This is a genomic window from Streptomyces sp. Tu 3180 (assembly GCF_009852415.1).
Classification (GTDB): domain Bacteria; phylum Actinomycetota; class Actinomycetes; order Streptomycetales; family Streptomycetaceae; genus Streptomyces.
Map to the genome: position 1 here is coordinate 4281064 of NZ_WOXS01000002.1, position 23790 is coordinate 4304853.

Below are 23790 nucleotides of genomic sequence, written 5' to 3' on the forward strand. Positions count from 1 at the left end.
CGGCGAGGACTGATGGCACAGCAGCAGCGCGCTCAGGGCCCGTCCGACCCCGAGGCGACTGGCGGCGGCATGTCGGACGCGCCGGACAACTGGGGTAACGGCGGGCTTGTCGGCGACGGCCGGTACCGGTTGACCCACAGGCTCGGCCGGGGCGGCATGGCCGAGGTGTTCGCGGCCGAGGACGTGCGCCTCGGGCGCACGGTGGCCGTCAAGCTGCTGCGCTCCGACCTCGCCGAGGACCCGGTGTCCAAGGCGCGCTTCACGCGCGAGGCGCAGTCGGTGGCCGGCCTCAACCACCATGCCATCGTCGCCGTGTACGACTCCGGCGAGGACGCCGTCGGCGGCCAGTCGGTGCCGTACATCGTGATGGAGCTGGTCGAGGGCCGCACCATCCGCGACCTGCTGATGAACGCGGAGGCGCCGGGCCCCGAGCAGGCGCTGATCATCGTCTCGGGCGTCCTGGAGGCGCTGGCCTACTCGCACCAGCACGGCATCGTGCACCGCGACATCAAGCCGGCCAACGTCATCATCACCCACAACGGCGCCGTGAAGGTGATGGACTTCGGCATCGCCCGCGCGCTGCACGGCGCGTCCACGACGATGACGCAGACCGGCATGGTCATGGGCACCCCGCAGTACCTCTCGCCGGAGCAGGCGCTCGGCAAGGCCGTCGACCACCGCTCCGACCTGTACGCCACCGGCTGCCTGATGTACGAACTGCTGGCGCTGCGGCCCCCCTTCACCGGTGAGACGCCGCTGTCGGTGGTCTACCAGCACGTCCAGGACATCCCCACGCCCCGTCGGAGGCCTCGGACGCCTGCCCGCCGGAGCTGGACGGGCTGGTCATGCGCTCCCTCGCCAAGGACCCCGACGACCGCTTCCAGACGGCCGAGGAGATGCGCGGGCTGGTCCAGTACGCGCTGCAGATGCTCTACGAGCAGGGCGGCCACACCGGCACCTGGAACACCGGCCCGGTGGACACGCACGAGGGCCGGCACACCCCGGCGGCGGGCTTCGCGGGCACGACCGTGATGCCGCACCCGGACGTCTCCGGCACGGCGGCGATCCCGCAGCCGATCCTGCCCACCGGGTACGGCGGCGGGGACGACGGCGGCTTCGAGGGCAACGGCAACCAGGGCAGCGGACGCGGCAAGCTGTGGATCCTCGCGGTGCTCGCGGTGATCGCCATCACGGCGGGCGTCGCGCTGGCGCTGAACAGCGGCGGCGGCGGTGGCGGTGGCGGGGGCGACACCACCAAGTCGCCGACCACCTCGCAGACCACCGAGGAGGAGAAGCCCAGCGAGTCCCCGAGCGACGAGGAGACCGAGGAGCCGACCGACCCCGGCACGGACCCTGGCACCGGCACGGGGACGGGCGGCGACTGGAACCAGTCGTACACGCCGTCCCAGACGCCGCCGCAGACGGTGACGGAGGAGCCGACGGACCAGCCCACGGACGAGCCGACGGGCGAGCCGAGCGGTGAGCCCTCGGAACCGCAGACGCCGACGGATCCCGAGACCCAGTCGCCCCCTCCGACGGGCGGCACCGGGGTGATCGAGGGCTCGACCAACGGCGGCTCGGAGGGCGGCGACGGGATCGGCGGCTGACGCGCGGCCGGTCGGCCCGGCCGCGTCGGTCCCTCTCCCTCCGCGAATCACCCCTCTCGCGGACCATCCCCCTGGCGAGCGCTCCCCTGAACGCGCCGCGTCGTGCTCCCGGGGCCACCGCACCGCCGGTGCCGTGGTGCCGCAGTGTTGCGGTGCCGCGGCGGCCGGGAGCCGTGCGGGTGCCGCCGCGCTCGTGGTGCCGGCGGAGCACCCGGAAGCCGTCGAGGCGTTCCCACCCGTTCCCCCCGTCCGGCGCACCGCCGCCACCGCCCGGGTGGCGCCTCCCCCGGTGGAGCACGTCGAACGGGTGGAAGTCCCCGCGCCCCCGCCCCGCCGCAGCCCCGCACGCAGGACGCCGGCCGGTGCACCGCCGCGGCGGACCGTGGCGCGCCGTAACAGGTCGTGGCAGGCGCAGCGGTGCGCCCGGCGGGGACGCGTTCGGTACGGGGGTGGTCCACGGAGGCGCGACACGCGGAAGATGTCGGGGCGATCCCGCGCGCCCCTGAGCTGCGTCTTGTCACATACGGTCGTTCCCGGTCGCCGAGCGTGCTCGAATCGACGCCGATCGCGGGGCTCAACCCTTCCCGTGTCCGGGGTGACCGGGATAACGTGCCGTTGCTCCGGCCTCCTGCAAGGCTGTGACCAGCGCGCTTCCAGGCCTTGCCGATTTACTTGGAAATCCAAGCAAAAACGCAGGTCAGAGGAGGTTTCACAGATATGTGGAGCACTGGGTAACGTGCTTGTTGCAGGGCGCTCGCCGGGGCACCTGTCACGCCTGTTCCCGGTCGAGCGGCACCTACCCCGTGCCCGGTGGTCGAGAACAGGTGAGCCGCACTGGCCTACCGGCAACCCCGGGGGCCGGACCGACGGAGGAGCACACGTGACCGTGGAGAGCACTGCCGCGCGCACACCGCGACGCAGCGCCGGAACGAAGGCCGGCACCACCGGCACCAAGCGCACCACCAGCACCACGAAGAAGGCCGCCGGCGCCCGGAAGGACGCCGGGAAGAGCGCCGAGCCCGCCCTCGTCCAGCTGCTGACGCCCGAGGGCAGGCGCGTCAAGAACGCCGAGTTCGACAAGTACGTCGACGGCATCACCGCCGAGGAGCTGCGCGGTCTGTACCGCGACATGGTGCTCACCCGACGCTTCGACGCCGAGGCCACCTCCCTGCAGCGCCAGGGCGAGCTGGGCCTGTGGGCCTCGCTGCTCGGCCAGGAGGCGGCGCAGATCGGTTCCGGCCGGGCGCTGCGCGACGACGACTACGTCTTCCCCACCTACCGCGAGCACGGCGTCGCCTGGTGCCGCGGGGTGGACCCGACCAACCTGCTCGGCATGTTCCGCGGCGTCAACAACGGCGGCTGGGACCCGAACGGCAACAACTTCCACCTGTACACGATCGTCATCGGCTCCCAGACCCTGCACGCCACGGGGTACGCGATGGGCGTCGCCAAGGACGGCGCGGACAGCGCGGTGATCGCCTACTTCGGCGACGGTGCCTCCAGCCAGGGCGACGTGGCCGAGGCCTTCACCTTCTCCGCGGTCTACAACGCCCCCGTGGTGTTCTTCTGCCAGAACAACCAGTGGGCGATCTCCGAGCCGACCGAGAAGCAGTCCCGCGTGCCGCTGTACCAGCGCGCGCAGGGGTTCGGCTTCCCGGGCGTGCGCGTGGACGGCAACGACGTGCTGGCGAACCTGGCCGTCACCAAGTGGGCCCTGGAGCGGGCCCGCGCCGGCGAGGGCCCGACGCTGGTCGAGGCGTTCACCTACCGCATGGGCGCGCACACCACCTCCGACGACCCGACCCGCTACCGCGGTGACGAGGAGCGCCTGGCCTGGGAGGCCAAGGACCCGATCCTGCGCCTTCGCCGCTACCTCGAGGCCTCGAACCACGCGGACGAGGGGTTCTTCGAGGAACTGGAGGCCGAGAGCGAGGCGTTGGGCAAACGCGTGCGCGAAGCGGTCCGTGCCATGCCGGACCCGGACCACTTCGCCATCTTCGAGAACGTCTACGCGGACGGACACGCCCTCGTCGACGAGGAGCGGGCACAGTTCGCCGCCTACCAGGCGTCGTTCGCGGACGAAGACGGGGGTAAGTGACATGGCGGAGAAGATGGCCCTGGCCAAGGCGATCAACGAGTCGCTGCGGCGTGCCCTGGACGCGGACCCGAAGGTCGTCGTCATGGGCGAGGACGTCGGCAAGCTCGGCGGCGTGTTCCGGGTGACGGACGGGCTGCAGAAGGACTTCGGCGAGAGCCGCGTCATCGACACCCCGCTCGCCGAGTCGGGCATCGTCGGCACGGCGATCGGCCTGGCCCTGCGCGGTTACCGCCCGGTGGTGGAGATCCAGTTCGACGGCTTCGTCTTCCCGGCGTACGACCAGATCGTCACGCAGCTCGCGAAGATGCACGCCCGCTCGCTGGGCAAGGTCAAGCTGCCGGTCGTCGTGCGCATCCCCTACGGCGGCGGCATCGGCGCGGTGGAGCACCACTCCGAGTCCCCCGAGTCGCTGTTCGCGCACGTGGCGGGCCTGAAGATCGTCAGCCCCTCCAACGCGTCGGACGCGTACTGGATGATGCAGCAGGCCGTCCAGAGCGACGACCCGGTGATCTTCTTCGAGCCCAAGCGGCGCTACTGGGACAAGGCCGAGGTGAACACCGAGGCGATCCCCGGCCCGCTGCACACCGCGCGCGTGGTGCGCGAGGGCGGCGACCTGACGCTGGCGGCCTACGGCCCGATGGTGAAGCTGTGCCAGGAGGTCGCGGACGCGGCGGCCGAGGAGGGCCGCTCCCTGGAGGTGCTGGACCTGCGTTCGGTCTCCCCGATCGACTTCGACTCGATCCAGGCGTCGGTGGAGAAGACGCGCCGCCTGGTCGTCGTCCACGAGGCGCCGGTGTTCTTCGGTTCCGGCGCGGAGATCGCCGCGCGGATCACGGAGCGCTGCTTCTACCACCTGGAGGCCCCGGTGCTGCGGGTGGGCGGCTACCACGCCCCGTACCCGCCGGCCCGCCTGGAGGAGTCCTACCTCCCGGACCTGGACCGGGTGCTGGACGCCGTCGACCGCTCGCTGGCGTACTGAGGAGAGGGTCGTGACGACGATGACGAACGCGTCCGTACGCGAGTTCAAGATGCCGGACGTGGGCGAGGGCCTCACCGAGGCCGAGATCCTCAAGTGGTACGTCCAGCCGGGTGACACGGTCACCGACGGCCAGGTGGTCTGCGAGGTCGAGACGGCGAAGGCGGCCGTCGAGCTGCCCATCCCCTACGACGGTGTGGTCCGCGAGCTGCGCTTCCCCGAGGGCACCACGGTGGACGTGGGCACGTCCATCATCGCGGTGGAGGTCGCGGGCGGCGCGGCGCCCGCGGCGGAGGCACCCGTCCCCGCCGCGCCGGAACAGGCGCCCGAGGAGCCGAAGGCCGAGGGCTCGGGCCGCCAGCCCGTACTGGTCGGCTACGGCGTGGCGACGTCCTCCACGCGCCGCCGCCCGCGCAAGGCCGCACCGGAGATGCCCGCCCGGCAGGCGGCGGCGGCCGTCCAGACGGAACTGAACGGCCACGCCCCGGCGCCGGCGCCCGTCGCCGAGCCGGTTCCGCAGCAGCGTCCGCTGGCCAAGCCGCCGGTGCGCAAGCTGGCGAAGGACCTCGGCGTCGACCTGGCCACGGTCACCCCGACCGGCCCGGACGGCATCATCACCCGCGAGGACGTCCACGCGGCGGTGGCGGCCCCGCCGGCGGCCCCGGCCCCGGAGCAGCCGGCGGTCCCGGCGCCCGCCCCCGCCCCGGCGGCGGCTCCCGCGCCGGTGGCGTACGACACCGCCCGCGAGACCCGTATCCCGGTCAAGGGCGTCCGCAAGGCCACGGCCGCGGCGATGGTCGGTTCGGCGTTCACCGCGCCGCACGTCACGGAGTTCGTGACGGTCGACGTGACGCGCACGATGAAGCTGGTGGAGGAGCTGAAGGAGGACAAGGAGTTCGCGGGCCTGCGCGTGAACCCCCTCCTGCTGATCGCCAAGGCCCTGCTGGTCGCGATCAGGCGCAACCCCGACATCAACGCCTCCTGGGACGAGGCGGCCCAGGAGATCGTGGTCAAGCACTACGTCAACCTGGGCATCGCGGCGGCCACCCCGCGCGGCCTGATCGTCCCGAACATCAAGGACGCCCACGCCAAGACGCTGCCCCAGCTCGCCGAGTCCCTGGGCGAACTGGTGTCCACGGCCCGGGAGGGCAGGACCTCCCCGTCCGCGATGCAGGGCGGCACGGTGACGATCACCAACGTCGGCGTCTTCGGCGTCGACACGGGCACGCCGATCCTCAACCCCGGCGAGTCCGCGATCCTCGCGGTCGGCGCGATCAAGCCCCAGCCGTGGGTCCACAAGGGCAAGGTGAAGCCCCGTCAGGTCACCACGCTCGCCCTGTCCTTCGACCACCGCCTCGTCGACGGCGAACTGGGCTCCAAGGTCCTGGCCGACGTGGCCGCGATCCTGGAGCAGCCGAAGCGCCTGATCACCTGGGCGTGAGTCCCGCGGGCCGGTGAGGCCCGGCACAGGAGGGGCGCCGCAACCCGTGTTGCGGCGCCCCTCCTGCCGTGACCGGCCCGGCCCCGACGGAGCACGCGCACCGGAGACACCTCCCCGGCCCCGCCCCCCCGGGAGGGCTCAGGAGCGTTCCCCGGAGAACAGTTCCAGGTCGATGTGCGGGGACAGCGCGCGGAGGAAGCCGGGCGCGTCGAAGACCTCTCCGGCGGAGGCGACTCCGGTCGTCCTGGTCCGTCCCGTGAGGATGCGGTCGACCGCCTCCACCGCGAGCGGCGCGGTGACGGCGTAGATGTCCCGGCCCCGTGCCACGGCGCGCCGCTCGCCGCCGCCGGAGCGCACGACCGCGTCGACGAGGAAGGTCTGACCGGACCGCCCGTGCTCGTCGGCCGCGGCCGGTTCCGGCGTGTCCGGGGCCGCGATGTCCCGGGCCGCCTCGACCGTCATGTAGGTGCGCACGTCGGGGACGGACAGGTGGCTGGGCACGGTGACGACGTCGGCCATCGTGAACTCCCCGACGACGGCCCGGGGACCCATCGGGTCGGGGAAGGGCCACTCCAGGGTGGGCAGGTCGTCCCGGTGGTACTCCAGCCGCCCGTTGCGGTAGCGGATGCTCCGGCCGTCCCGCCGCTGCCGGGAGACCGCGCCGGCGGCGCGCGTCCCGGCGGTGGGGTGCCACCCGCTCAGCCCGTAGGCGACGTGCGCCTCGTCGGCCGCCGTCCAGTCGCCCATCGCGGCGGTGATCAGCAGGTCGCCGAGGCCGCCGTAGAAGGCCATCGCGGGGACGACCACGGCTCCCGCGGCGCGGGCGCGGTCCGTGAAGTGCGCGAACGTGTCGACGTTGGCCTCGATCTCGGCCGCCACGTCCACGTACGGGATCCCGGCGCGCAGTGCCGCCTCGATCACGGGGGCGGCCGTCGTGGCGAAGGGACCGGCGCAGTTGATCACGGCGGCCGCGCCGGCCAGCGCCCGGTCGAGCGAGGCGGGGTCGTCGACCGCCGCCGGGCGGACGGCCGACCCGGTGCCGTACGCCAGTGCCTTCAGCCTGTCGGCGTCGCGGCCGGAGAGGACCGGGACGAACCCGCGCTCCCGCAACCGCTCCACCACGAAGCGCCCGGTGTGTCCGTACGCGCCGTACACCACGACCCCGAGACCCGCCGCCATGAGTGCTCCCCCTGCTCCGGTGATCCGTCCTGCTCCGTGGCGACCATCCTGGCGGGGGCGGGCGCCCCGCACGAGTGTCCGGAACGACACGCCCCGTACAATTCCGGACGTGGACACTGTCGCGCTGGCCGTCACCGACGGGATGCTTCACTTCGAACTGGCCCTGGCGCTGGAGGTGTTCGGCTCCGCCCCGGCCGGGGTGACGGGCCCCTGGTACGACCTCGTGGTCTGCGGGCCGGGCCCGGTGCGGGCCGGCCGGTTCCTGCTCGAACCCGACCACGGCCTCGACCGGCTCCCCCGTGCCGACACCGTGATCGTCCCGGGCTGGGCCGACGTCGACGAGGCCCCGCCCGCCGAGCTGGTCGACGCGGTGCGCGCGGCCCACGAGGCGGGCGCGCGCTTGGTCTCCCTGTGCACGGGCGCCTTCGTGCTGGCCGCCGCCGGCCTGCTGGACGGGCTCCGCGCGACCACGCACTGGGCGCACACCCGGGTCCTGGCCGAGCGCCACCCGGAGGTCGAGGTGGACCCGGACGTCCTCTACGTGGACAACGGCGGGGTGCTCACCTCCGCCGGCAAGGCCGCCGCCATGGACCTGTGCCTGCACCTGGTCCGCCTCGACCGCGGCTCGTCGGTCGCCAACGCGGTCGCCCGCCGCCTGGTCGTGCCGCCGCACCGGGACGGCGGCCAGGCCCAGTTCGTCACCACCCCGGTGCCCGCCCCGGACCACCACCCCCTCGCCGGGCTGCTCCCCTGGGCGCTCGAACGGCTCGACCGGCCGCTGACCGTGGAGGACCTGGCCCGCCGGGCGCGGATGAGCCCGCGTCACCTGGGCCGCCACTTCAGGGCCGTGACCGGCACCACCCCGTTGCAGTGGCTGCTGACCCAACGCGTCCGCCGTGCACAGGAGTTGCTGGAGACCACCGACGACGGCATCGACGCCGTCGCGGCGGCCGTCGGCATGGGCACCGCCACGACGCTGCGCCGGCACTTCAACCGCACGGTCGGCGTGCCCCCGGACACCTACCGCCGCGCGTTCCGTTCGAGGAACCGCCCCGGCCCCGGCGACGAGCGGCACACCGCCCCTGAGCCGGCCGCGGGGCGCACCACGACCGGCGCCGCCGCCCGGACGTGACAGGGGCCCACCGGCACCGGTGGGCCCCTGTCACACGGGTGCGCGGGCGTCAGATCTTGCCGAAGCCGTAGCCCAGGAGCTTCTTCGCGTCCGTCTCGCGCTGGGTGGCCGAGGACGACGCCAGGACCGTGCCGATGACCGTCTTGCCGTTGCGCGTCGCGGCGAAGACCAGGCAGTACTTGGCCTCCGGACCCGAGCCGGTCTTCACGCCGATCGTGCCGCTGTAGTTGCTGAGCAGCGTGTTCGTGTTGTTCCACGGCGCCATCGTGCGGGTGCTGCCCGTCTTCGTGATCGTCTTCGCCGTGTACTTCTTCGTCTTGACGATCGTGCGGAACGTGGAGTTCTTCATCGCGCTGCTGGCGATCTTCGTCAGGTCGCGCGGCGTGGAGTAGTTGCTGCCGTTCCCGATGCCGTCGAACGAGTCGAAGTGGGTGTTCTTCAGCCCCATCTTCTGCGCCTCCGCGTTCATCTTGCCGATGAACGACTTCACGCGGGCCGCCCGCGTCGTGCCCGTGCCGAACTTGTCGGCGAGCGCGTACGCCGCGTCGCAGCCGGACGGCAGCATCAGCCCGTACAGCAGCTGGCGCACGGTGACCTTGTCGCCGACGATCAGGCGCGCCGACGAGGCGTTGTTCCTGACGATGTAGTCGCTGTACGCCATCTGGATCGTGACCTTGGCGTCCAGGTTCAGGTTCTTCTGCGCGAGCACGACCTTCGCGGTCATGATCTTCGTCGTCGAGCCGGTCGAACGGCGCGTGTCCGCCGCCTTGGTGTACAGCGACGTGCCGTTCGCGTTGTTCATCACGTAGCCGCCCTTGGCGACGATCGTGGGCGCGGCGGCGGCCTGTGCGGGAGCGGCGTAGAGGGCGCCGGAGGCGAGCACGGCACCGGTGGTCATGGCGGCGCCGACGGCTCTGCGGAGGCGGACGCCCTGAATGTCGATCTTCAAGTCTGTTACCCCGATTACCTTGGATGGCCGTGCGGACCGGCCGAGTTGAGGTGCGACCGCGCACAAAGGGCCGCACCAGTCCGACTCGTGTGCGGCACGGATGGTTGTAAGGGTGACGGGGTGATTTCTCCGGCACTTTCCGGTCCGCATCCTGGACGCATGCTTCCATGCGTACGTGTTGTATCTATCCTGTCGGCATGACCGTGGCCTCCGTGAAGCAACCGCCCGCCGCCGACCGCGTCTACACCCACGTCAAGCAGAGCGTCCTGGACCGCCGTTACGAGGGCGGGACGCTGCTCACCGAGGGAGAGCTGGCCGAGGCCGTCGGGGTCTCGCGCACCCCCGTGCGTGAGGCGCTGCTGCGGCTGGAGGCCGAGGGGCTGATCAAGCTCTACCCGAAGAAGGGCGCCCTCGTCCTGCCGGTCTCCGCGCAGGAGATCGCCGACGTCGTGGAGACGCGGCTGCTCGTCGAGGAGCACGCCGCCAGAAAGGCCGTGCCCGCGCCGCCCGGCCTCATCGAGCGCCTGGAGCTGCTGCTCGCCCGGCAGAAGGAGCAGGCCGCCGCCGGGGACTTCGCCGCGGCCTCCGTCACCGACCGCTGCTTCCACGCCGAGATCGTCCGCAGCGGCGGCAACGAGATCCTCTCCCGCCTCTACGACCAGCTCCGCGACCGCCAGCTGCGCATGGGCGTCGCCGTGATGCACTCCCACCCCGACCGCATCGCCAAGACCCTCGCCGAGCACGAGGAGATCCTCCGTGCGCTGCGCTCCGGGGACGCGGAGGCGGCCGTCGAGGTGGTCCACCGGCACGTCGGCTGGTTCTCCCACCTGGCCCGGGGTGAGGTGCGATGAGCGGCACGGGCGCGGCCGCCGGCACCCTGCCCGGCGATCCCCCGGGCGGACGGCGCGCGCTGGCCGTGTGGGGGATCGGCGTCTCGGTCTACTTCGTCGCCGTCATCTTCCGCACGTCCCTGGGCGTGGCCGGCCTCGACGCCGCCGACCGCTTCGACGTGGGCGCCTCCGCCCTGTCCACCTTCTCCATCCTCCAGCTGCTGGTCTACGCGGGCATGCAGATACCCGTCGGACTGCTGGTCGACCGGCTCGGCACCAAGAAGGTGCTGGGCATCGGCGCCGTGCTGTTCACGGCGGGGCAGCTCGGGTTCGCCTTCTCCCCGTCGTACGGCATGGCGCTCGCCTCGCGGGCGCTGCTCGGCTGCGGGGACGCGATGACGTTCATCAGCGTGCTGCGGCTGGGCACGCGGTGGTTCCCGGCCCGGCGCGGCCCGCTGGTCGCGCAGATGGCGGGGCTGGTCGGCATGGCGGGCAACCTCGTCTCCACGCTGGTCCTGGCCCGGCTGCTGCACGGCATCGGCTGGACGGCGGCGTTCGCGGGCAGCGCGCTCGCCGGTGCCGTGGTGTTCGTGCTGCTGGTGCTGTTCCTGAAGGACCACCCCGAGGGCCACGAGCCGGAGCCCGTCCCGCACCAGGGCGCCGCCTACGTACGGCGCCAGATCGCCGCCTCCTGGCGGGAGCCGGGGACGCGGCTGGGCCTGTGGGTGCACTTCACCACCCAGTTCCCGGCGATGGTGTTCCTGCTGCTGTGGGGGATGCCGTTCCTGGTGGAGGCGCAGGGCCTGTCCCGGGCGGTCGCCGGTGAGCTGCTCACCCTCGTGGTGCTGTCCAACATGGCCGTCGGGCTCGTCTACGGCCAGATCATCGCCCGGCACCACGGGGCGCGGCTGCCGCTGGCGCTCGGGACGGTGGGCGCGACGGCGTCGCTGTGGGCCGTGACCCTGGCCTACCCGGCGGACACGGTGCCGATGTGGCTGCTGGTGGTGCTGTGCACGGTGCTGGGGGCCTGCGGACCGGCCTCGATGATCGGCTTCGACTTCGCCCGTCCGGCGAACCCGCCGGAGCGGCAGGGCACGGCGTCCGGGATCACGAACATGGGCGGCTTCGTCGCCTCCATGACCACCCTGTTCGCGATCGGCGTGCTGCTGGACGCCACCGGGGAGGACTACACCGTCGCCTTCTCGGCCGTGTTCGTGCTCCAGGCGCTGGGCGTCACGCAGATCCTGCGGCTGCGCAGGCGGGCGGCGCGCAGGGAGCGGGAGCGGCTCGTCGCCAGCCGGGTGGAGACGGTGCACGTGCCCGTGTAGGCGTCCGGCGCCGGTGCGGGCGTGCCGGGGGCCGCCGCCCCCGGGCCCCGCTCCGGCCGGAGCGGCCCCGCCCCGGCCACCGGGGCGGGCCGACGCGCTCCCGGCGCTACTTCGTCACCGCGAAGTGCCGCAGGATCGCCGCCGTCAGGTCCGGGTCGCCCTCCGCCTTCACGCGGTCCGCGACCGCCTCCGGCGTCACCCGGCCGCAGGCCAGGCGGACGTAGGTCTCCCAGTCCAGGGTGAGGGAGGCGGCCGGGCCCAGTGCCGGGGCGGTCTCCAGCGTGCCCCGGCCCTGGATGTCGACGCGGATCGTGCGCAGGAACTCCACCGGCCCGTGGACGTCGAAGACCACGGCGGAGCTGCGCGGCGCCTGCGCGTCCTCGGCCACCACGCGCGGCAGCTCGGCGAGCAGCACGTCACGCGCGACGTGCGCGCCGGGGGAGTCGAGGTTGCCGGGGCGGCCGAGGGCGTTGCGCAGGTCCTGCTCGTGCGCCCACACGTCGAAGGCGTGCCGGCGCATGGACTCCTCCAGCGTGAGGTCCGTGCCGTACGGGCCGCGGACCTTCGTGCCCGGGTCGCGCGACTCGTTGCGCAGCTGGCGGTTGCGGCGGATGATCATGTACTCCAGCTCGGCGGTCATCTCCGGCGCCGTGTGGTGGCGGCGCACGTCGACCTGCATCTCCATGTAGCGCTGGTGCTCGTTGGTGACGTGGAACAGGTCGCGCGGCAGCGTGTGGATGGGCCGCGGGTCGCCGAGCATCTCGGAGTCCAGGCCGATGACGTGCGAGACCACGTCGCGGACCGACCAGCCCGGACACGGCGTGCGCCGGTTCCAGTCGGCCTCCACGAGCGGCTGCACCAGCTCGGATATCGCTTCGATGGAGTGGGTCCAGGCGTCGGCGTAGGGCTGGAGGGTGGGATGCAGACTCACGAACGGGACCCCTCGGCGGTCGGTACACGGGCAGGTTGTGGCGGCGGTGCCAGTGGGCGGTGGCTGCACTCGGCGGACGTCTCGGGAGCCCCCAGGTTCTCGACGGCGCTCGAACAAGGGGGACCCCCAAGTTACGCTGCTCCGAGGCACCCCGGCAGTGCTTTCGTGTGACGATCGTAGGCCCGTGTGCGCGGGCCGAATGCCAGGACGGTGGTAGTGTGCGCGCTTCCTTGCTCCAAGTCGCCGTGAACGAGGGCGAACCGGTCGAATCGCGTCGGCGCCGGGTCGCCGACATGGTCCGGGACCAGGCCGGGGCCGATCTCGTCGTGCTGCCCGAGCTGTGGACCACGGGCGCCTTCGCCTACGAGGAGTTCGGGCGCGAGGCCGAGCCGCTCGAAGGGCCGACCCACGAGGCGATGGCCAAGGCCGCGAGCGACGCGGGCGTGTGGCTGCACGCGGGCTCCGTCCCCGAGCGCGCTGCCTCCGGCGGCTCCGCCGCGGACGGGGGGACCCTCTACAACACCTCGCTCGTCTTCTCCCCCTCCGGCGACCTGGCCGCCGCCTACCGCAAGATCCACCGCTTCGGCTTCGACAAGGGCGAGGCCGTGCTGATGGGGGCGGGCGACGCACTGGTGACCGTGCGCCTGCCGCACACCACCCTGGGCGTGGCCACCTGCTACGACCTCCGCTTCCCCGAACTCTTCCGCGGGCTCGTCGACGCCGGCGCCGAGACCTTCGTCGTCCCGGCGGGCTGGCCGGAGCGCCGCCGGTCCCACTGGACGCTGCTGGCCCGGGCACGGGCGGTGGAGAACCAGGCGTTCGTCCTCGCGTGCGGGACGGCCGGGACGCACGCGGGGGTCCCGCAGGCGGGTCACTCGATCGTGGTCGATCCCTGGGGCGAGGTCCTGGCGGAGGCGGGCCCCGGCGAGCAGGTCCTCACGGTCGACTTCGACCCGGCGACGGTGGCGGGCACCCGCGAACGCTTCCCGGCCCTCAAGGACCGCGTCCTCGGCCTGGACCGCCCGCGCCGCTGAGCCGTCCCGGCTCCGCCCTGGGGGCTGTCGTGTGGATCAGGTCGCGGGGCATCGGCGGTGACGTGTCATCGCCGTGAGCGGGGCCTGGTGCGTGCGGCTGCAAGGCGGGGGAGGGAGTCGACGCGGAGCGTCGGCGGGTGACGACAACGCCGCGGACGCGCGTGCCGGGCCCCGCGTCCGCGGCATGATCCGAACAACAGGCCCTAACCCTCGCGTTCCTTCTCCGCCAGGTGGATCACGCACACCGCCACCGCGATCAGCAGCGCCGGGTCGGCGTCCTCCCGGACGACGTCGACGGCGTAGGTGTCCCGGACGGACAGCAGGCGGCGGGAGACCACCGCGAGCAGTTCGCCGTCGTACTCGACGGCGAACTCCCGGTCCAGGATCCGTCCGCTGACGTCCAGCTCGGTGCCGCCGTCCGCCAGGGACACCCGGTAGTGGTTGCGCAGCAGGGACAGCCGCTTGCGCCGGACGGTCGCCAGCGGCTCACCGCCCCGCTCGATCACCATCGCGTCCCGCAGGGAGAACATCTTCTGCCGGATGTCGATGAGGACCCGCCCCTGGGCGTCCTTCATCTCGAAGGTGTCCCGCAGCCGCAGGGCCTTGCCGTCGACGAGGAAGACCCTGTTGCCCCGGTCGTCCTCGATCCAGTAGTCGTCGCCGATCCCGAGGATCCGGTCGCGTACGAGGAATCTCATGACACCAGGGCTTCCCCGCCCTCCGTGCCCCGACGCCGCCGGTGGGCCGACGGGATGACCCCCGCCTCGTGCCCGTCCGCTGCGCGCGGAAGCGCCGGTGCGGAAGCCGAGACGGCACGGGCGCGCCCCGCACGTGTATGTGCGCGCCGGATCGCGTCGAGGACGGTCTTCCCGCGCGCTACGCGTTGTCCGGCAGCTCCGGCACGCGGTCGGCCGATCGCCGGTGCCGGGTGTCACCCTTGGACGCATGAACCACTCCGCACCCCGCCGACGCGCCCGCGTCCGGGCTCCCGAGCTGACCGGCAAGGGCGGCTGGCTGAACACGGGCGGGAAGCGGTACGCCCTCACCGACCTGAGGGGACGCATCGTCGTCCTGGACTTCTGGACGTTCTGCTGCATCAACTGCCTGCACGTCCTCGACGAGCTCCGCGAGCTGGAGGAGAAGCACCGGGACACGGTCGTCGTCATCGGGGTGCACTCGCCGAAGTTCGTGCACGAGGCGGAGCACCGGGCGGTGGCCGATGCCGTCGAGCGGTACGGGGTCGGGCACCCCGTGCTGGACGATCCGGAGCTGGCGACCTGGAAGCAGTACGCGGTGCGGGCTTGGCCGACGCTGGTGGTCGTGGACCCGGAGGGGTACGTCGTCGCGCAGCACGCCGGTGAGGGGCATGTGGCCGCCCTCGGGCGGCTGGTGGCGGAGCTGGAGGCCGAGCACGCGGCGAAGGGCACGCTGAGGAGGGGCGACGGGCCGTACGTGGCGCCGGAACCCGAGCCGACCGCGCTGCGGTTCCCGGGGAAGGCGCTGCTGATGCCGTCGGGGAACCTCCTGGTCGGTGACACCGCCCGGCACCAGCTGGTGGAGCTGGCGGAGGACGGGGAGACCGTCGTGCGGCGGATCGGCCAAGGAAGCCGGGGCATGACGGACGGGGGTCCGGACCGGGCGCGGTTCCAGGAGCCGCAGGGGCTCGCCCTGCTGCCGGACGGCACCGTGGTGGTCGCCGACACGGTCAACCACGCCCTGCGGCGGTTCGACCCGGGGACGGGGAGGGTCACCACGCTCGCCGGCACCGGCTTCCCGTGGAGACGGGGGGACGCCACCTCGGGGCCGGCCCGCGAGGTGAACCTCTCCTCCCCCTGGGACGTCGCCTGGTGGCGGGGCCGGGTGTGGATCGCGATGGCCGGCATCCACCAGCTGTGGGCGTACGACCCGGGCGACGGGACCGTCGCCGTCACCGCGGGGACGACCGACGAGGGACTGGTCGACGGCCCCGGCGACGAGGCCCTGTTCGCGCAGCCGTCGGGGCTCGCGGCGACGCCGGAGCGGTTGTGGCTGGCCGACTCCGAGACCTCCGCCCTGCGCTGGGTGGAGCCGGACGGGTCGGTGCACACCGCCGTCGGCACGGGCCTGTTCGACTTCGGACACCGTGACGGGGCAGCCGGGCAGGCGCTGTTCCAGCATCCGTTGGGGGTGACAGCGCTGCCCGACGGCTCGGTGGCCGTCAGCGACACCTACAACCACGCGCTGCGCCGCTACGACCCGGCGACCGGCGAGGTGACCACCCTGGCCACGGACCTGCGCGAGCCCGGTGACGCCGTGTTGGCCGGTGACGACATCGTGGTCGTCGAGTCGGCCCGGCACCGGCTGACCCGGCTTCGGCTGCCGGGGGAGGTGGTGAAGGTGCCGGACGCGGCCCACCGCACTCAGTGGGAGGAGGCCGAAGTCGCCCCCGGACGGCTCCGGCTGGACGTCGTCTTCCAGGTCCCGGCGGGCCGGAAGCCGGACACGCGCTACGGTCCCTCGACCCGCCTGCTTGTCTCGTCCACCCCGCCGGAGCTGCTGCGCGGCGGCGAGGGCGCGGGGACGGACCTGTCCCGCACCCTCGAACTCGACCCCTCCGTGACGGAGGGCGTGCTGCACGTCTCCGCCATGGCCGCCTCCTGCGACGACGACGCGGCCAACGAATACCCCGCCTGTCACGTCCACCAGCAGGACTGGGACGTCCCCGTCCGCCTCACCGCGACGGGCGTGGACCGTCTTCCTCTGGTCCTCGCCGGGATGAACGACGCCTAAGGGCTGTCCGGCGGGAGTTCACACCCCCGCTTCCTCCGGCACCTCCTCGTCCTCCGGCACCAGCTCCTCCCGGGTGGCCTTCCGGCGCAGGTTTTCCACGTCCGTCTGCAGGCCGATGAGCAGTGTGTGGAGCTCGTCCAGGACGTTCACCGGGACGATGGGGGTGTGGTTGCCGACCTCTGGTTCGAGGAGGAGCAGCCGGTCGAGGGAGTCCCGGGCGCCCGTGATGCTCTGCCGCAGGACCTGCCGGTGCTCGGCGGCGCGCTGGCTGGCGGGCCGGTGCATCGCGTGCGGCCCGTTCGGGTCCGTGGGCGGGGCGTTCGTGCCGGTGTCCGTGCCGTCGCCGCCGGCCCCGCCTGTCGTACTCCCGTCGGCTCCCGGGGATCCGGTTCCGACGGCCCCCTGCGCCGGGCCGGTCACCGGGCCCGACGGGTGCGGCACGAGGGGTGCCTTCGGCGGATGCGCCTTGAGGGCGCGTTCCGGGTTCGAGGCCCAGACGACGTCCCACTGGTGCAGCATCACGGGCACCCCGTCGGCATCACGCTCGATCCGGTCGGGGCTGTCCGGGTCCACCTTGAAGTGCACGTACGGCGTGCCGGGCTCGCCCTCCGTCTTCTGCTTATGGATGAGCTGGCGCATTGTCACGGCGTTCTCCGGCAGGGCGTCGCTGCGGAACCGGTTCGCGGCCAGTGCGAGGGTCCACAGCCCCAGCTCGTTGTGCTGCTGGGACAGGTCCTCGATGACCTGGTTGACGTCGGCGCGGAACGGGACGCCGCCCTTCTCCTTGGCTGCCATGAGGGCCGAACCGACGTTCCTGGTGAGCAGCTTGTCGGCGATCAGCGCCACGCCTCCGGCCACGGCCAGGGTGCAGCGCGCGTCGGTGTCACCGGCCAGGGCGGGCTTCACCAGGCTCGTGAAGTCGTCCGTGGGGCGGGGCTCCCACTCCTGGATGACGTCGGAGGTCAGGACACCGCCGTTATTCCAGGCGTTGCGTGCCTGGGTGGTGACGTGCTTCTTGTACGAGCGCCACGGCAGGTCGATCAGCGGACCGAGCAGTTCCGCGAACCCCTTCAGACCCATGCGCTTTCCGCCCTTAATGGCCTTGGCCTGGTCCTTCAGCGGCTCCAGCAGCTCCGGTCGGGTCAGGGCGTGCACCAGGTAGACGCTGCGCCACAGGGCGGTGCCGGGCGGCTCGGCGCCCGCGTCGCCGGCGAACACCCTCGGCAACTCCTCGACGGGAATGCGGCCGACGGCCAGACCGTAGACGATCTGCAGATCGTCCTTGGGCACCAGGGAGTCGCCCAGTTGGATCACGCGCTTGAGGGCGCGTGTGGCGACCTCGACGTTCTGGGCAGCCGTGTCCCACTGCTTGAACTCGACGTGCACCGAGGCCAGCACGGAGCGGATCGCGTCATCGAAGATGTCCTCGGCGGCGAGCAGATGCCCGGGGTGCCCCTCCGCCCCGACGGCGATCTGGGCCGGGAGGACGGAGGTCTGGGCGATCTGGGCGGTGCGCGTCCCGGGCTGCTCCTCGGCGATGCCCCGGGTGAACTCCTCCCGGAGCGTCCGGCGCCACTTCTCCCGGTTCGCGGCGAGGCGCTGCCCGAGCGGGCTGTCGCCCTGCGCGGCCGGTGCTGTGGCGCTCTTGCCGAAGAGGGAGTCGACCGCGAGCCCGGCGGCCTCCGCCGCGTCCGCGTCCGGCCCGGCGAGGACGGCCCAGGCACTGGCGAGCCGGGTGATGCCGTCCCGTACGACCAGGGCGTGGAAGGACTCTGTGCCGTCCTCGAAGGTGATCTCGACGGGGTGCGTGATGAGGTTGCGGGTGACCTTGCGGGCCAGGATGGAGGGTGCGTAGCTGTTGAGGGACAGCGTGCCGTGAATGGTCTGCCACACGTGGTTCCGCAGGTGGGTGAGGTCCTGGTACCGGTAGCGCACGATGGCGCAGGGGCGGTCGGCGTCCGTGATTCCCTGGACCTGGGGGTCCGGGATCTCCATGACCTCCATCCCAGTGCGGGGCTGGATGCCGGGCAGCACCTCGCTGAGGTGGACGCGGGTGACGACCGAGTGCAGGGTCGCGCCGTCGACGTTCTCCACCATCAGCAGTCCGGCGGGCTCGGCGACAGTGGGCCTCAGCTGCACGGCGACGCCGTCGGGGCTGGTCGTGGCACGGGCGACGGCCTGCCAGGCGGCTTCCGGCAGCAGCGTCACCGGGTTGGCCCGGCCCGCCTCGACCACCTTCGCGAGGTCCGCGTCCGCGGTGGCGACCGGCAGCTCGGGCTCGACGTTGGAAACCAGTACGGATTCGGAGCCCCACTGCACGGTGAAGGAGCGGGGGGCGTGAACGGGCATGGGTGAGTCCTCCGGGACACGGGAGCGGAATGACAGGGGCGGGCAGCCGAGCCCGGCGGCCGGAGGGAAATCCGGCGCGGGCCCGGCGCTCGATCGGTAGTGCTCGTCGGATCCGGTGGGCGTCAGATCCGGAGGGGACGCAGGGCGCCCGGGAGCAGTTCGGGAAGCCACTCCCACAGGAACCGGCGGTTGTGGAACCGGGCGTGGTGCTGGTAGGCGCAGTACGCGACGAACTCGGCGGCCTCCAGCAGGCCGCCCGCCGCGGCCAGGGCGTACGGCGGGCCCTGGACCAGCCCCGGGGCGGCCGGGGCCGGGCGGGGGGTGAGTTCGTACCAGCGGGTGACGGCCGTGTGGGTGCGGATGAGCGCCAGGGCGGCCGAGCCGTCTCCGCGGTGGCGAGACGACAGCCCGTCGAGGAGGGCCTCGGTCGTCGCGACGGCGCTCATCCCGGCTCCGAGGGCGGTGCCGACCGTGGTCCCGGGCAACCGGGCGACGACCTCCAGCCCGCGTCGCAGGACATGCCGGTAGCTCCACTGCTCGGCCCGGCTCGGCCCACGCCGGGCCGAGCTGAGGCGCGGTCTCCCCTGTCCGGCCGCGAGTTTCCTGGCGCGAAGCATGTCACCGCGTCTGACGTTCAGTGCGGGGTCCGCGTACAGCTCCTCGTGGAACTCGGCCCAGGCGCTGATCGGTTCCTTCGATTCCAGGGTCTCGTACGACAGGTGGAGCCACCCGGCGATGGCCATGTCCGGACCTCCGGACAGGGCGGTGACATAGACACTCCGGGGCGGGTTGTTCGCGTTCGCGAACGAAGAAGGTATGTGATCCGTCCCGCCGCCGGCGGCGGGGACGACGGCGGGTTCATCGGAAGCGCTCAAGGCTCAACTCCATTGCATGGCAAGGAATGTCAGGGAGCCTCCGCTGCAACGGCGGTGCTCGCGCGTTGCAGGCGCCTCGCTTCGCGCACCGATGAAACTACTGACCCGAAGGTGTCCCACCAAGCGGATTCCGGCATCCGGTCGAACCTGGACCTCTATCGGTCAGAGGCGATCCGATCAGGGCATCAGGAGGTCAATTGGGCGCGCGCTTCGGTGTAGTTGTCGAAGAGCCGGGGTAGCGGGCTCTGGCCGAGCTTGTCGAGGGCGGCGAGGGTCGAGGCAACGGCCACAGTCTGGCCGAGGGCGCCGTTCTTCTCGATCACGAACACGAACGCGTTCTCGGATGTCGGCAGCCGCCGGGGCAGCGTGATGAGCCCGAGCTTGTCGAGCTCCTTCGAGATCTCCTCGCAGAGCTCGGCGCTCAACCGCTGCCGTTCCGGCGCCGCGTACTTCTTGATGAAGCGCATGGAGAGCCGCTTGATGCCGTGATCCACCTCTACGGCGTGCGCGATAACGGTGAAGTCCATAACTCAGTACATTACTGAGTTAGTTCCCGAGATGGACGGGTGTTTCTTCGAAAACCGTCCGGGCGGCGGTGAGGGCGCGGGGACCCGTCTCCCCCGCGCCCTCGTGCCCGGTCGTCCCGTCGGTCGTGGATCAGACCCCGTAGCCGTCGCTGTAGCCGTCGCGGTGGTGCGGACGGGTGGTGTCGTCGACGACCGGTGTGGCGGGCGGTACGACGACCCGCCTGCGCCGGGCGATGCTGCTGAACGTCGCGACGCCGATCAGACCGACGATCATGAAGATGACGCCGACCAGGTCAAGGTTGACACCCTGCATGTCCCAGTCGGTCGCGAACGTGAGGATTGCTCCCACGGCGATGAGGATGATGCATCCGCCGAGGCCCATGAGTGTCGCCTCCCTGTCCGGTGCTTCCGGTCGTCACCGGGTACCCGGGCGGGCGTTCCTCATGCACCGTGGGGGACTTGACTAACCGTCGAGGAACGCCGCGAGGGCGTTCGCCAGCAGGAACGGGTCCTTCGCGCCGCACAGTTCGCGCGCGCTGTGCATCGACAGGATGGCCACGCCGATGTCGACCGTCCGGATGCCGTGCCGGGCCGCGGTGATCGGGCCGATGGTGGTGCCGCACGGCATGGAGTTGTTGGACACGAACGTCTGGAAGGGGACGTCCGCCTTCTCGCAGGCCGCCGCGAACACGGCCCGGCCCGAACCGTCCGTCGCGTAGCGGTTGTTGACGTTGACCTTGAGGAGGGGGCCGCCGTCGACGCGCGGGTGGTGCGTCGGGTCGTGCCGCTCCGCGTAGTTGGGGTGGACGGCGTGACCGGTGTCGGAGGAGAGGCAGACGGTGCCGGCGAAGGCGCGCGCCCGGTCCTCGTACGACCCGCCGCGCGCGAACACCGAGCGCTCCAGCACGGTGCCGAGCAGCGGGCCGTCGGCACCGGTGTCGGACTGGGAGCCGTTCTCCTCGTGGTCGAAGGCGGCGAGGACGGGGATGCACGACAGTCCGGCCGGGTCGGTGGCGACCGCCGCCAGCGCGGCCGTCCCCGCGTGCACGGACAGCAGGTTGTCCATGCGCGGGCCGGCCACCAGCTCCTTGTCGCGGCCCAGGTAGGCCGGCGGCTCCACGGAGTGCACCATCAGGTCCCAGCCGGTGACCTCGCCCGCCGGGATGCCCGCGGTCTCCTCCAGGAAGGCGATGAGGTCGCCGTCGCGGACGTCGTCGCCCATGCCCCAGACGGGCTGGAGGTGCCGCTGCTTGTCGAGCTTGAGGCCGTCGGAGTTCACCGAGCGGTCCAGGTGGATGGCGAGCTGGGGGACCCGCAGCAGGGGCCGGGCGACGTCGACCAGACGGGTGGAGCCGTCGCGCAGGGTCAGCCGGCCGGCCAGGCCCAGGTCGCGGTCGAGCCAGGAGTTGAGCAGCGGACCGCCGTAGATCTCCACCGCCACCTGGCGCCAGCCGTGCGCCCCGCTGTCGGGGCGGGGCTTGACCCGCAGGTTCGGGGAGTCGGTGTGCGCGCCGACGATGCGGAAGGGGGTGTGCGGCTCGGCGCCCTCGGGGACGTACCAGGCCACGATCGCGCCGCCGCGCAGGACGTACCTGCCGCCGCTGGTCCCGTCCCAGGCGTCCGTCTCGGCGACCTGCCGGAAACCGGCCCTGTCCAGCCGTTCGGCGGCGTTCGCCACCGCGTGGTACGGCGTGGGGCTCGCCGCCAGGAAGGACATCAGGTCGTCGGTGTGGCCGCGGTCGAAGCGGGAGGGTGCGCTCATGGGACTCACCTTAACGAGGGCGAGGGCCCGCTTCCCTGTGCGGGAGCGGGCCCTCGTGCGGTCTGCGCGGTCCGCGCGGGCTTCGTGGGGCCTGCGCGGATCCGCGCGATCCGTGGGCGGGACCTAGAAGGCCGCCTCGTCCAGCTCCATCAGGTCGAGCTCGACGCCCTCGGCCACCTTGCGGGCCAGGGTGACACCGGGCAGGACGTTGGCCGCGAAGAACTTCGCCGCGGCGATCTTGCCGGTGTAGAAGGCCCGGTCCTTGCCGGAGGCCGTCTGGAGCTTCTCGGCGGCGACCGCCGCGCCCCGCAGGAGCAGGTAACCGACGATCACGTCACCGGAGGCCATCAGCAGGCGGGTGGTGTTCAGGCCCACCTTGTAGATGTTCTTGACGTCCTGCTCGGTGGCGGCCAGGTCGGTGAGCATCAGGCCGACGATGGCCTCCAGCTCGACGGCGGCCTTGGCCAGGTGCTCGCGGGCGCCGGCCAGCTCCTCGCCGCCGGTGCCGAGGGCGAGGAACTTCTTGATGTCCTCGGCGAGCGAGTTCAGGGCCGCGCCCTGGTTGCGGACGATCTTCCGGAAGAAGAAGTCCTGGCCCTGGATGGCCGTGGTGCCCTCGTACAGGGTGTCGATCTTGGAGTCGCGGATGTACTGCTCGATCGGGTACTCCTGCAGGAAGCCGGAGCCGCCGAAGGTCTGCAGCGACTGGGCGAGCTGCTCGTAGCCCTTCTCGGAGCCGTAGCCCTTGACGATCGGCAGGAGCAGGTCGTTCAGCGCGTGCTCGGCGGAGGCGTCCTCGCCCGCGGCCTCCTTGACCGCGATCGCGTCCTGGACGGAGGCGGTGTGCAGGACGAGGGCGCGCATGCCCTCCGCGTACGCCTTCTGCGTCATCAGCGAGCGGCGCACGTCGGGGTGGTGGGTGATGGTGACCTTGGGCGCGGTCTTGTCCATGAAGTTGGCCAGGTCCGGGCCCTGGACGCGCTCCTTGGCGTACTCCAGCGCGTTCAGGTAGCCCGTCGACAGCGTGGAGATCGCCTTCGTGCCGACCATCATGCGGGCGAACTCGATGATGCGGAACATCTGGCGGATGCCGTCGTGCTTGTCGCCGATCAGCCAGCCCTTGGCGGGGTGCTTGTCGCCGAACGTCATCTCGCAGGTGTTGGAGGCCTTCAGGCCCATCTTGTGCTCGACGTTCGTGGCGTAGACGCCGTTGCGCTCGCCCAGCTCGCCGGTCTCGAAGTCGAAGAGGTACTTCGGGACGAGGAAGAGGGACAGGCCCTTGGTGCCGGGGCCGGCGCCCTCGGGGCGGGCCAGCACGTAGTGGAGGATGTTCTCCGACATGTCGTGCTCACCGGAGGTGATGAAGCGCTTCACGCCCTCGATGTGCCAGGAGCCGTCCTCCTGCTGCACGGCCTTGGTGCGGCCGGCGCCCACGTCCGAGCCGGCGTCCGGCTCGGTGAGGACCATGGTGGAGCCCCACTGCTTCTCGACGGCGATCCGGGCGATCCCCTTCTGGACCTCGTTGCCCTCGTCGTGGAGGATCCCGGCGAAGGCCGGGCCGGAGGAGTACATCCACACGGCCGGGTTGGCGCCCAGGACGAGCTCGGCGTAGGCCCAGATCAGCGACGGGGGAGCGGTGGTGCCGCCGATCGCCTCGGGCAGGCCGAGGCGCCAGTACTCGGAGTCCATGAAGGCCTGGTAGCTCTTCTTGAAGGACGCGGGGACCGGTGCGGTGTTGGTCTCCGGGTCGAAGACCGGCGGGTTGCGGTCGGCGTCGGCGAAGGACTCGGCCAGCTCGTTCTCCGAGAGGCGGGTCAGCTCCTCCAGGATGCTCTTCGCGGTGTCGACGTCCATCTCCTCGAACGGGCCCGTGCCGTACAGCTTGTCGCGCCCGAGTACTTCGAAGAGGTTGAACTCGATGTCGCGGAGATTCGACTTGTAGTGCCCCATGGCGACGGCTCCGTTAGAGAGGGATCGGCGAGGCACTGACTCCTCGCAACTGA

The 23790-nt window shown here is 72.1% G+C and carries 18 protein-coding genes and 1 pseudogene; 9 read left to right on the forward strand and 10 right to left on the reverse strand.

Features of this window, described 5'->3' with window-relative positions; translation table 11 throughout:
• Nucleotides 1–12: 12 nt before the first annotated feature.
• The 4 genes and pseudogenes from GL259_RS20200 (at nucleotide 13) to GL259_RS20215 (ending at nucleotide 6122) form a co-directional block, all read left to right on the forward strand.
• Nucleotides 13–1607, forward strand: a pseudogene (locus GL259_RS20200) (protein kinase).
• Nucleotides 1608–2487: 880 nt separating this feature from the next.
• Nucleotides 2488–3705 (forward strand): pyruvate dehydrogenase (acetyl-transferring) E1 component subunit alpha, encoded by a 1218-nt coding sequence (gene pdhA, locus GL259_RS20205; protein WP_159534767.1) that lies wholly within the window; start codon nucleotides 2488–2490, stop codon nucleotides 3703–3705.
• A 1-nt stretch (nucleotide 3706) separates the two neighbouring features.
• A complete protein-coding gene (locus GL259_RS20210) occupies nucleotides 3707–4684 on the forward strand; it encodes an alpha-ketoacid dehydrogenase subunit beta (protein WP_159534769.1) in 978 nt (325 codons plus the stop codon).
• 10 nt (nucleotides 4685–4694) lie between these two features.
• On the forward strand, nucleotides 4695–6122 hold the full coding sequence (locus GL259_RS20215; RefSeq protein WP_159534771.1) for a dihydrolipoamide acetyltransferase family protein: 1428 nt from the start codon (nucleotides 4695–4697) through the stop codon (nucleotides 6120–6122).
• Between the two features lie 138 nt (nucleotides 6123–6260).
• Here GL259_RS20215 and GL259_RS20220 read toward each other — a convergent pair whose 3' ends face one another.
• Nucleotides 6261–7301, reverse strand: coding sequence for a saccharopine dehydrogenase NADP-binding domain-containing protein (locus GL259_RS20220; RefSeq protein ID WP_159534772.1), 1041 nt, complete (start codon nucleotides 7299–7301; stop codon nucleotides 6261–6263).
• A gap of 109 nt (nucleotides 7302–7410) precedes the next feature.
• Here GL259_RS20220 and GL259_RS20225 point away from each other — a divergent pair, with 109 nt between their 5' ends.
• Complete coding sequence (locus GL259_RS20225) at nucleotides 7411–8433, forward strand: helix-turn-helix domain-containing protein (protein WP_208026499.1); 1023 nt, start codon at nucleotides 7411–7413, stop codon at nucleotides 8431–8433.
• A 49-nt stretch (nucleotides 8434–8482) separates the two neighbouring features.
• Here GL259_RS20225 and GL259_RS20230 read toward each other — a convergent pair whose 3' ends face one another.
• Nucleotides 8483–9382, reverse strand: coding sequence for a D-alanyl-D-alanine carboxypeptidase (locus tag GL259_RS20230; RefSeq protein ID WP_159534774.1), 900 nt, complete (start codon nucleotides 9380–9382; stop codon nucleotides 8483–8485).
• Between the two features lie 197 nt (nucleotides 9383–9579).
• On the opposite strand from GL259_RS20230, the gene GL259_RS20235 reads away from it, so the two are divergent.
• Nucleotides 9580–10233, forward strand: a complete 654-nt coding sequence (locus tag GL259_RS20235) for a GntR family transcriptional regulator (RefSeq protein ID WP_159534775.1) — start codon at nucleotides 9580–9582, stop codon at nucleotides 10231–10233.
• Nucleotides 10230–11540 carry an MFS transporter gene (locus GL259_RS20240; protein WP_159534776.1) on the forward strand — a complete coding sequence of 437 codons (1311 nt, stop codon included), beginning with the start codon at nucleotides 10230–10232 and terminating at the stop codon, nucleotides 11538–11540. Before GL259_RS20235 ends, GL259_RS20240 begins: the two co-directional genes overlap by 4 nt.
• 106 nt (nucleotides 11541–11646) lie before the next feature.
• On the opposite strand, the gene GL259_RS20245 is transcribed toward GL259_RS20240, so the two are convergent.
• A complete protein-coding gene (locus tag GL259_RS20245) occupies nucleotides 11647–12471 on the reverse strand; it encodes a maleylpyruvate isomerase family mycothiol-dependent enzyme (RefSeq protein ID WP_159534777.1) in 825 nt (274 codons plus the stop codon).
• 218 nt (nucleotides 12472–12689) lie between these two features.
• Here GL259_RS20245 and GL259_RS20250 point away from each other — a divergent pair, with 218 nt between their 5' ends.
• Nucleotides 12690–13505 (forward strand): carbon-nitrogen family hydrolase, encoded by an 816-nt coding sequence (locus tag GL259_RS20250; RefSeq protein WP_159534778.1) that lies wholly within the window; start codon nucleotides 12690–12692, stop codon nucleotides 13503–13505.
• Between the two features lie 203 nt (nucleotides 13506–13708).
• Here GL259_RS20250 and GL259_RS20255 read toward each other — a convergent pair whose 3' ends face one another.
• The gene (locus GL259_RS20255; protein WP_159534779.1) at nucleotides 13709–14203 is read right to left on the reverse strand and encodes an LURP-one-related family protein; all 495 of its coding nucleotides are present in this window, start codon (nucleotides 14201–14203) and stop codon (nucleotides 13709–13711) included.
• A gap of 247 nt (nucleotides 14204–14450) precedes the next feature.
• Between GL259_RS20255 and GL259_RS20260 the strand changes: the two genes are divergently transcribed.
• Entirely contained in the window at nucleotides 14451–16274 is a 1824-nt protein-coding gene (locus GL259_RS20260) for an NHL domain-containing thioredoxin family protein (RefSeq protein WP_159534780.1), read from the forward strand.
• Nucleotides 16275–16292: 18 nt separating this feature from the next.
• Here GL259_RS20260 and GL259_RS20265 read toward each other — a convergent pair whose 3' ends face one another.
• The 6 genes from GL259_RS20265 to GL259_RS20290 all read right to left on the reverse strand — a co-directional run bounded on the left by GL259_RS20265 (nucleotide 16293) and on the right by GL259_RS20290 (nucleotide 23737).
• On the reverse strand, nucleotides 16293–18623 hold the full coding sequence (locus tag GL259_RS20265; RefSeq protein WP_159534781.1) for a hypothetical protein: 2331 nt from the start codon (nucleotides 18621–18623) through the stop codon (nucleotides 16293–16295).
• Between the two features lie 122 nt (nucleotides 18624–18745).
• A complete protein-coding gene (locus GL259_RS20270) occupies nucleotides 18746–19366 on the reverse strand; it encodes a hypothetical protein (RefSeq protein WP_159534782.1) in 621 nt (206 codons plus the stop codon).
• Between the two features lie 317 nt (nucleotides 19367–19683).
• A complete protein-coding gene (locus GL259_RS20275) occupies nucleotides 19684–20025 on the reverse strand; it encodes a hypothetical protein (RefSeq protein WP_159534784.1) in 342 nt (113 codons plus the stop codon).
• A gap of 130 nt (nucleotides 20026–20155) precedes the next feature.
• On the reverse strand, nucleotides 20156–20407 hold the full coding sequence (locus tag GL259_RS20280; RefSeq protein ID WP_159534786.1) for a DUF6458 family protein: 252 nt from the start codon (nucleotides 20405–20407) through the stop codon (nucleotides 20156–20158).
• A gap of 81 nt (nucleotides 20408–20488) precedes the next feature.
• Nucleotides 20489–21787 (reverse strand): M18 family aminopeptidase, encoded by a 1299-nt coding sequence (locus tag GL259_RS20285; protein ID WP_159534788.1) that lies wholly within the window; start codon nucleotides 21785–21787, stop codon nucleotides 20489–20491.
• A gap of 123 nt (nucleotides 21788–21910) precedes the next feature.
• Complete coding sequence (locus GL259_RS20290) at nucleotides 21911–23737, reverse strand: acyl-CoA dehydrogenase (protein WP_159534790.1); 1827 nt, start codon at nucleotides 23735–23737, stop codon at nucleotides 21911–21913.
• Between the last annotated feature and the right edge of the window lie 53 nt (nucleotides 23738–23790).

Excerpts from the sequence above, each read along its gene's own strand:
- GL259_RS20210 (WP_159534769.1), top strand. The coding sequence starts at position 3,707 with ATGGCGGAGAAGATGGCCCTGGCCAAGGCGATCAACGAGTCGCTGCGG.
- GL259_RS20220 (WP_159534772.1), bottom strand. The coding sequence starts at position 7,301 with ATGGCGGCGGGTCTCGGGGTCGTGGTGTACGGCGCGTACGGACACACC.
- GL259_RS20235 (WP_159534775.1), top strand. The coding sequence starts at position 9,580 with ATGACCGTGGCCTCCGTGAAGCAACCGCCCGCCGCCGACCGCGTCTAC.
- GL259_RS20240 (WP_159534776.1), top strand. The coding sequence starts at position 10,230 with ATGAGCGGCACGGGCGCGGCCGCCGGCACCCTGCCCGGCGATCCCCCG.
- GL259_RS20255 (WP_159534779.1), bottom strand. The coding sequence starts at position 14,203 with ATGAGATTCCTCGTACGCGACCGGATCCTCGGGATCGGCGACGACTAC.
- GL259_RS20260 (WP_159534780.1), top strand. The coding sequence starts at position 14,451 with ATGAACCACTCCGCACCCCGCCGACGCGCCCGCGTCCGGGCTCCCGAG.
- GL259_RS20265 (WP_159534781.1), bottom strand. The coding sequence starts at position 18,623 with ATGCCCGTTCACGCCCCCCGCTCCTTCACCGTGCAGTGGGGCTCCGAA.
- GL259_RS20270 (WP_159534782.1), bottom strand. The coding sequence starts at position 19,366 with ATGGCCATCGCCGGGTGGCTCCACCTGTCGTACGAGACCCTGGAATCG.
- GL259_RS20275 (WP_159534784.1), bottom strand. The coding sequence starts at position 20,025 with ATGGACTTCACCGTTATCGCGCACGCCGTAGAGGTGGATCACGGCATC.
- GL259_RS20280 (WP_159534786.1), bottom strand. The coding sequence starts at position 20,407 with ATGGGCCTCGGCGGATGCATCATCCTCATCGCCGTGGGAGCAATCCTC.
- GL259_RS20285 (WP_159534788.1), bottom strand. The coding sequence starts at position 21,787 with ATGAGCGCACCCTCCCGCTTCGACCGCGGCCACACCGACGACCTGATG.
- GL259_RS20290 (WP_159534790.1), bottom strand. The coding sequence starts at position 23,737 with ATGGGGCACTACAAGTCGAATCTCCGCGACATCGAGTTCAACCTCTTC.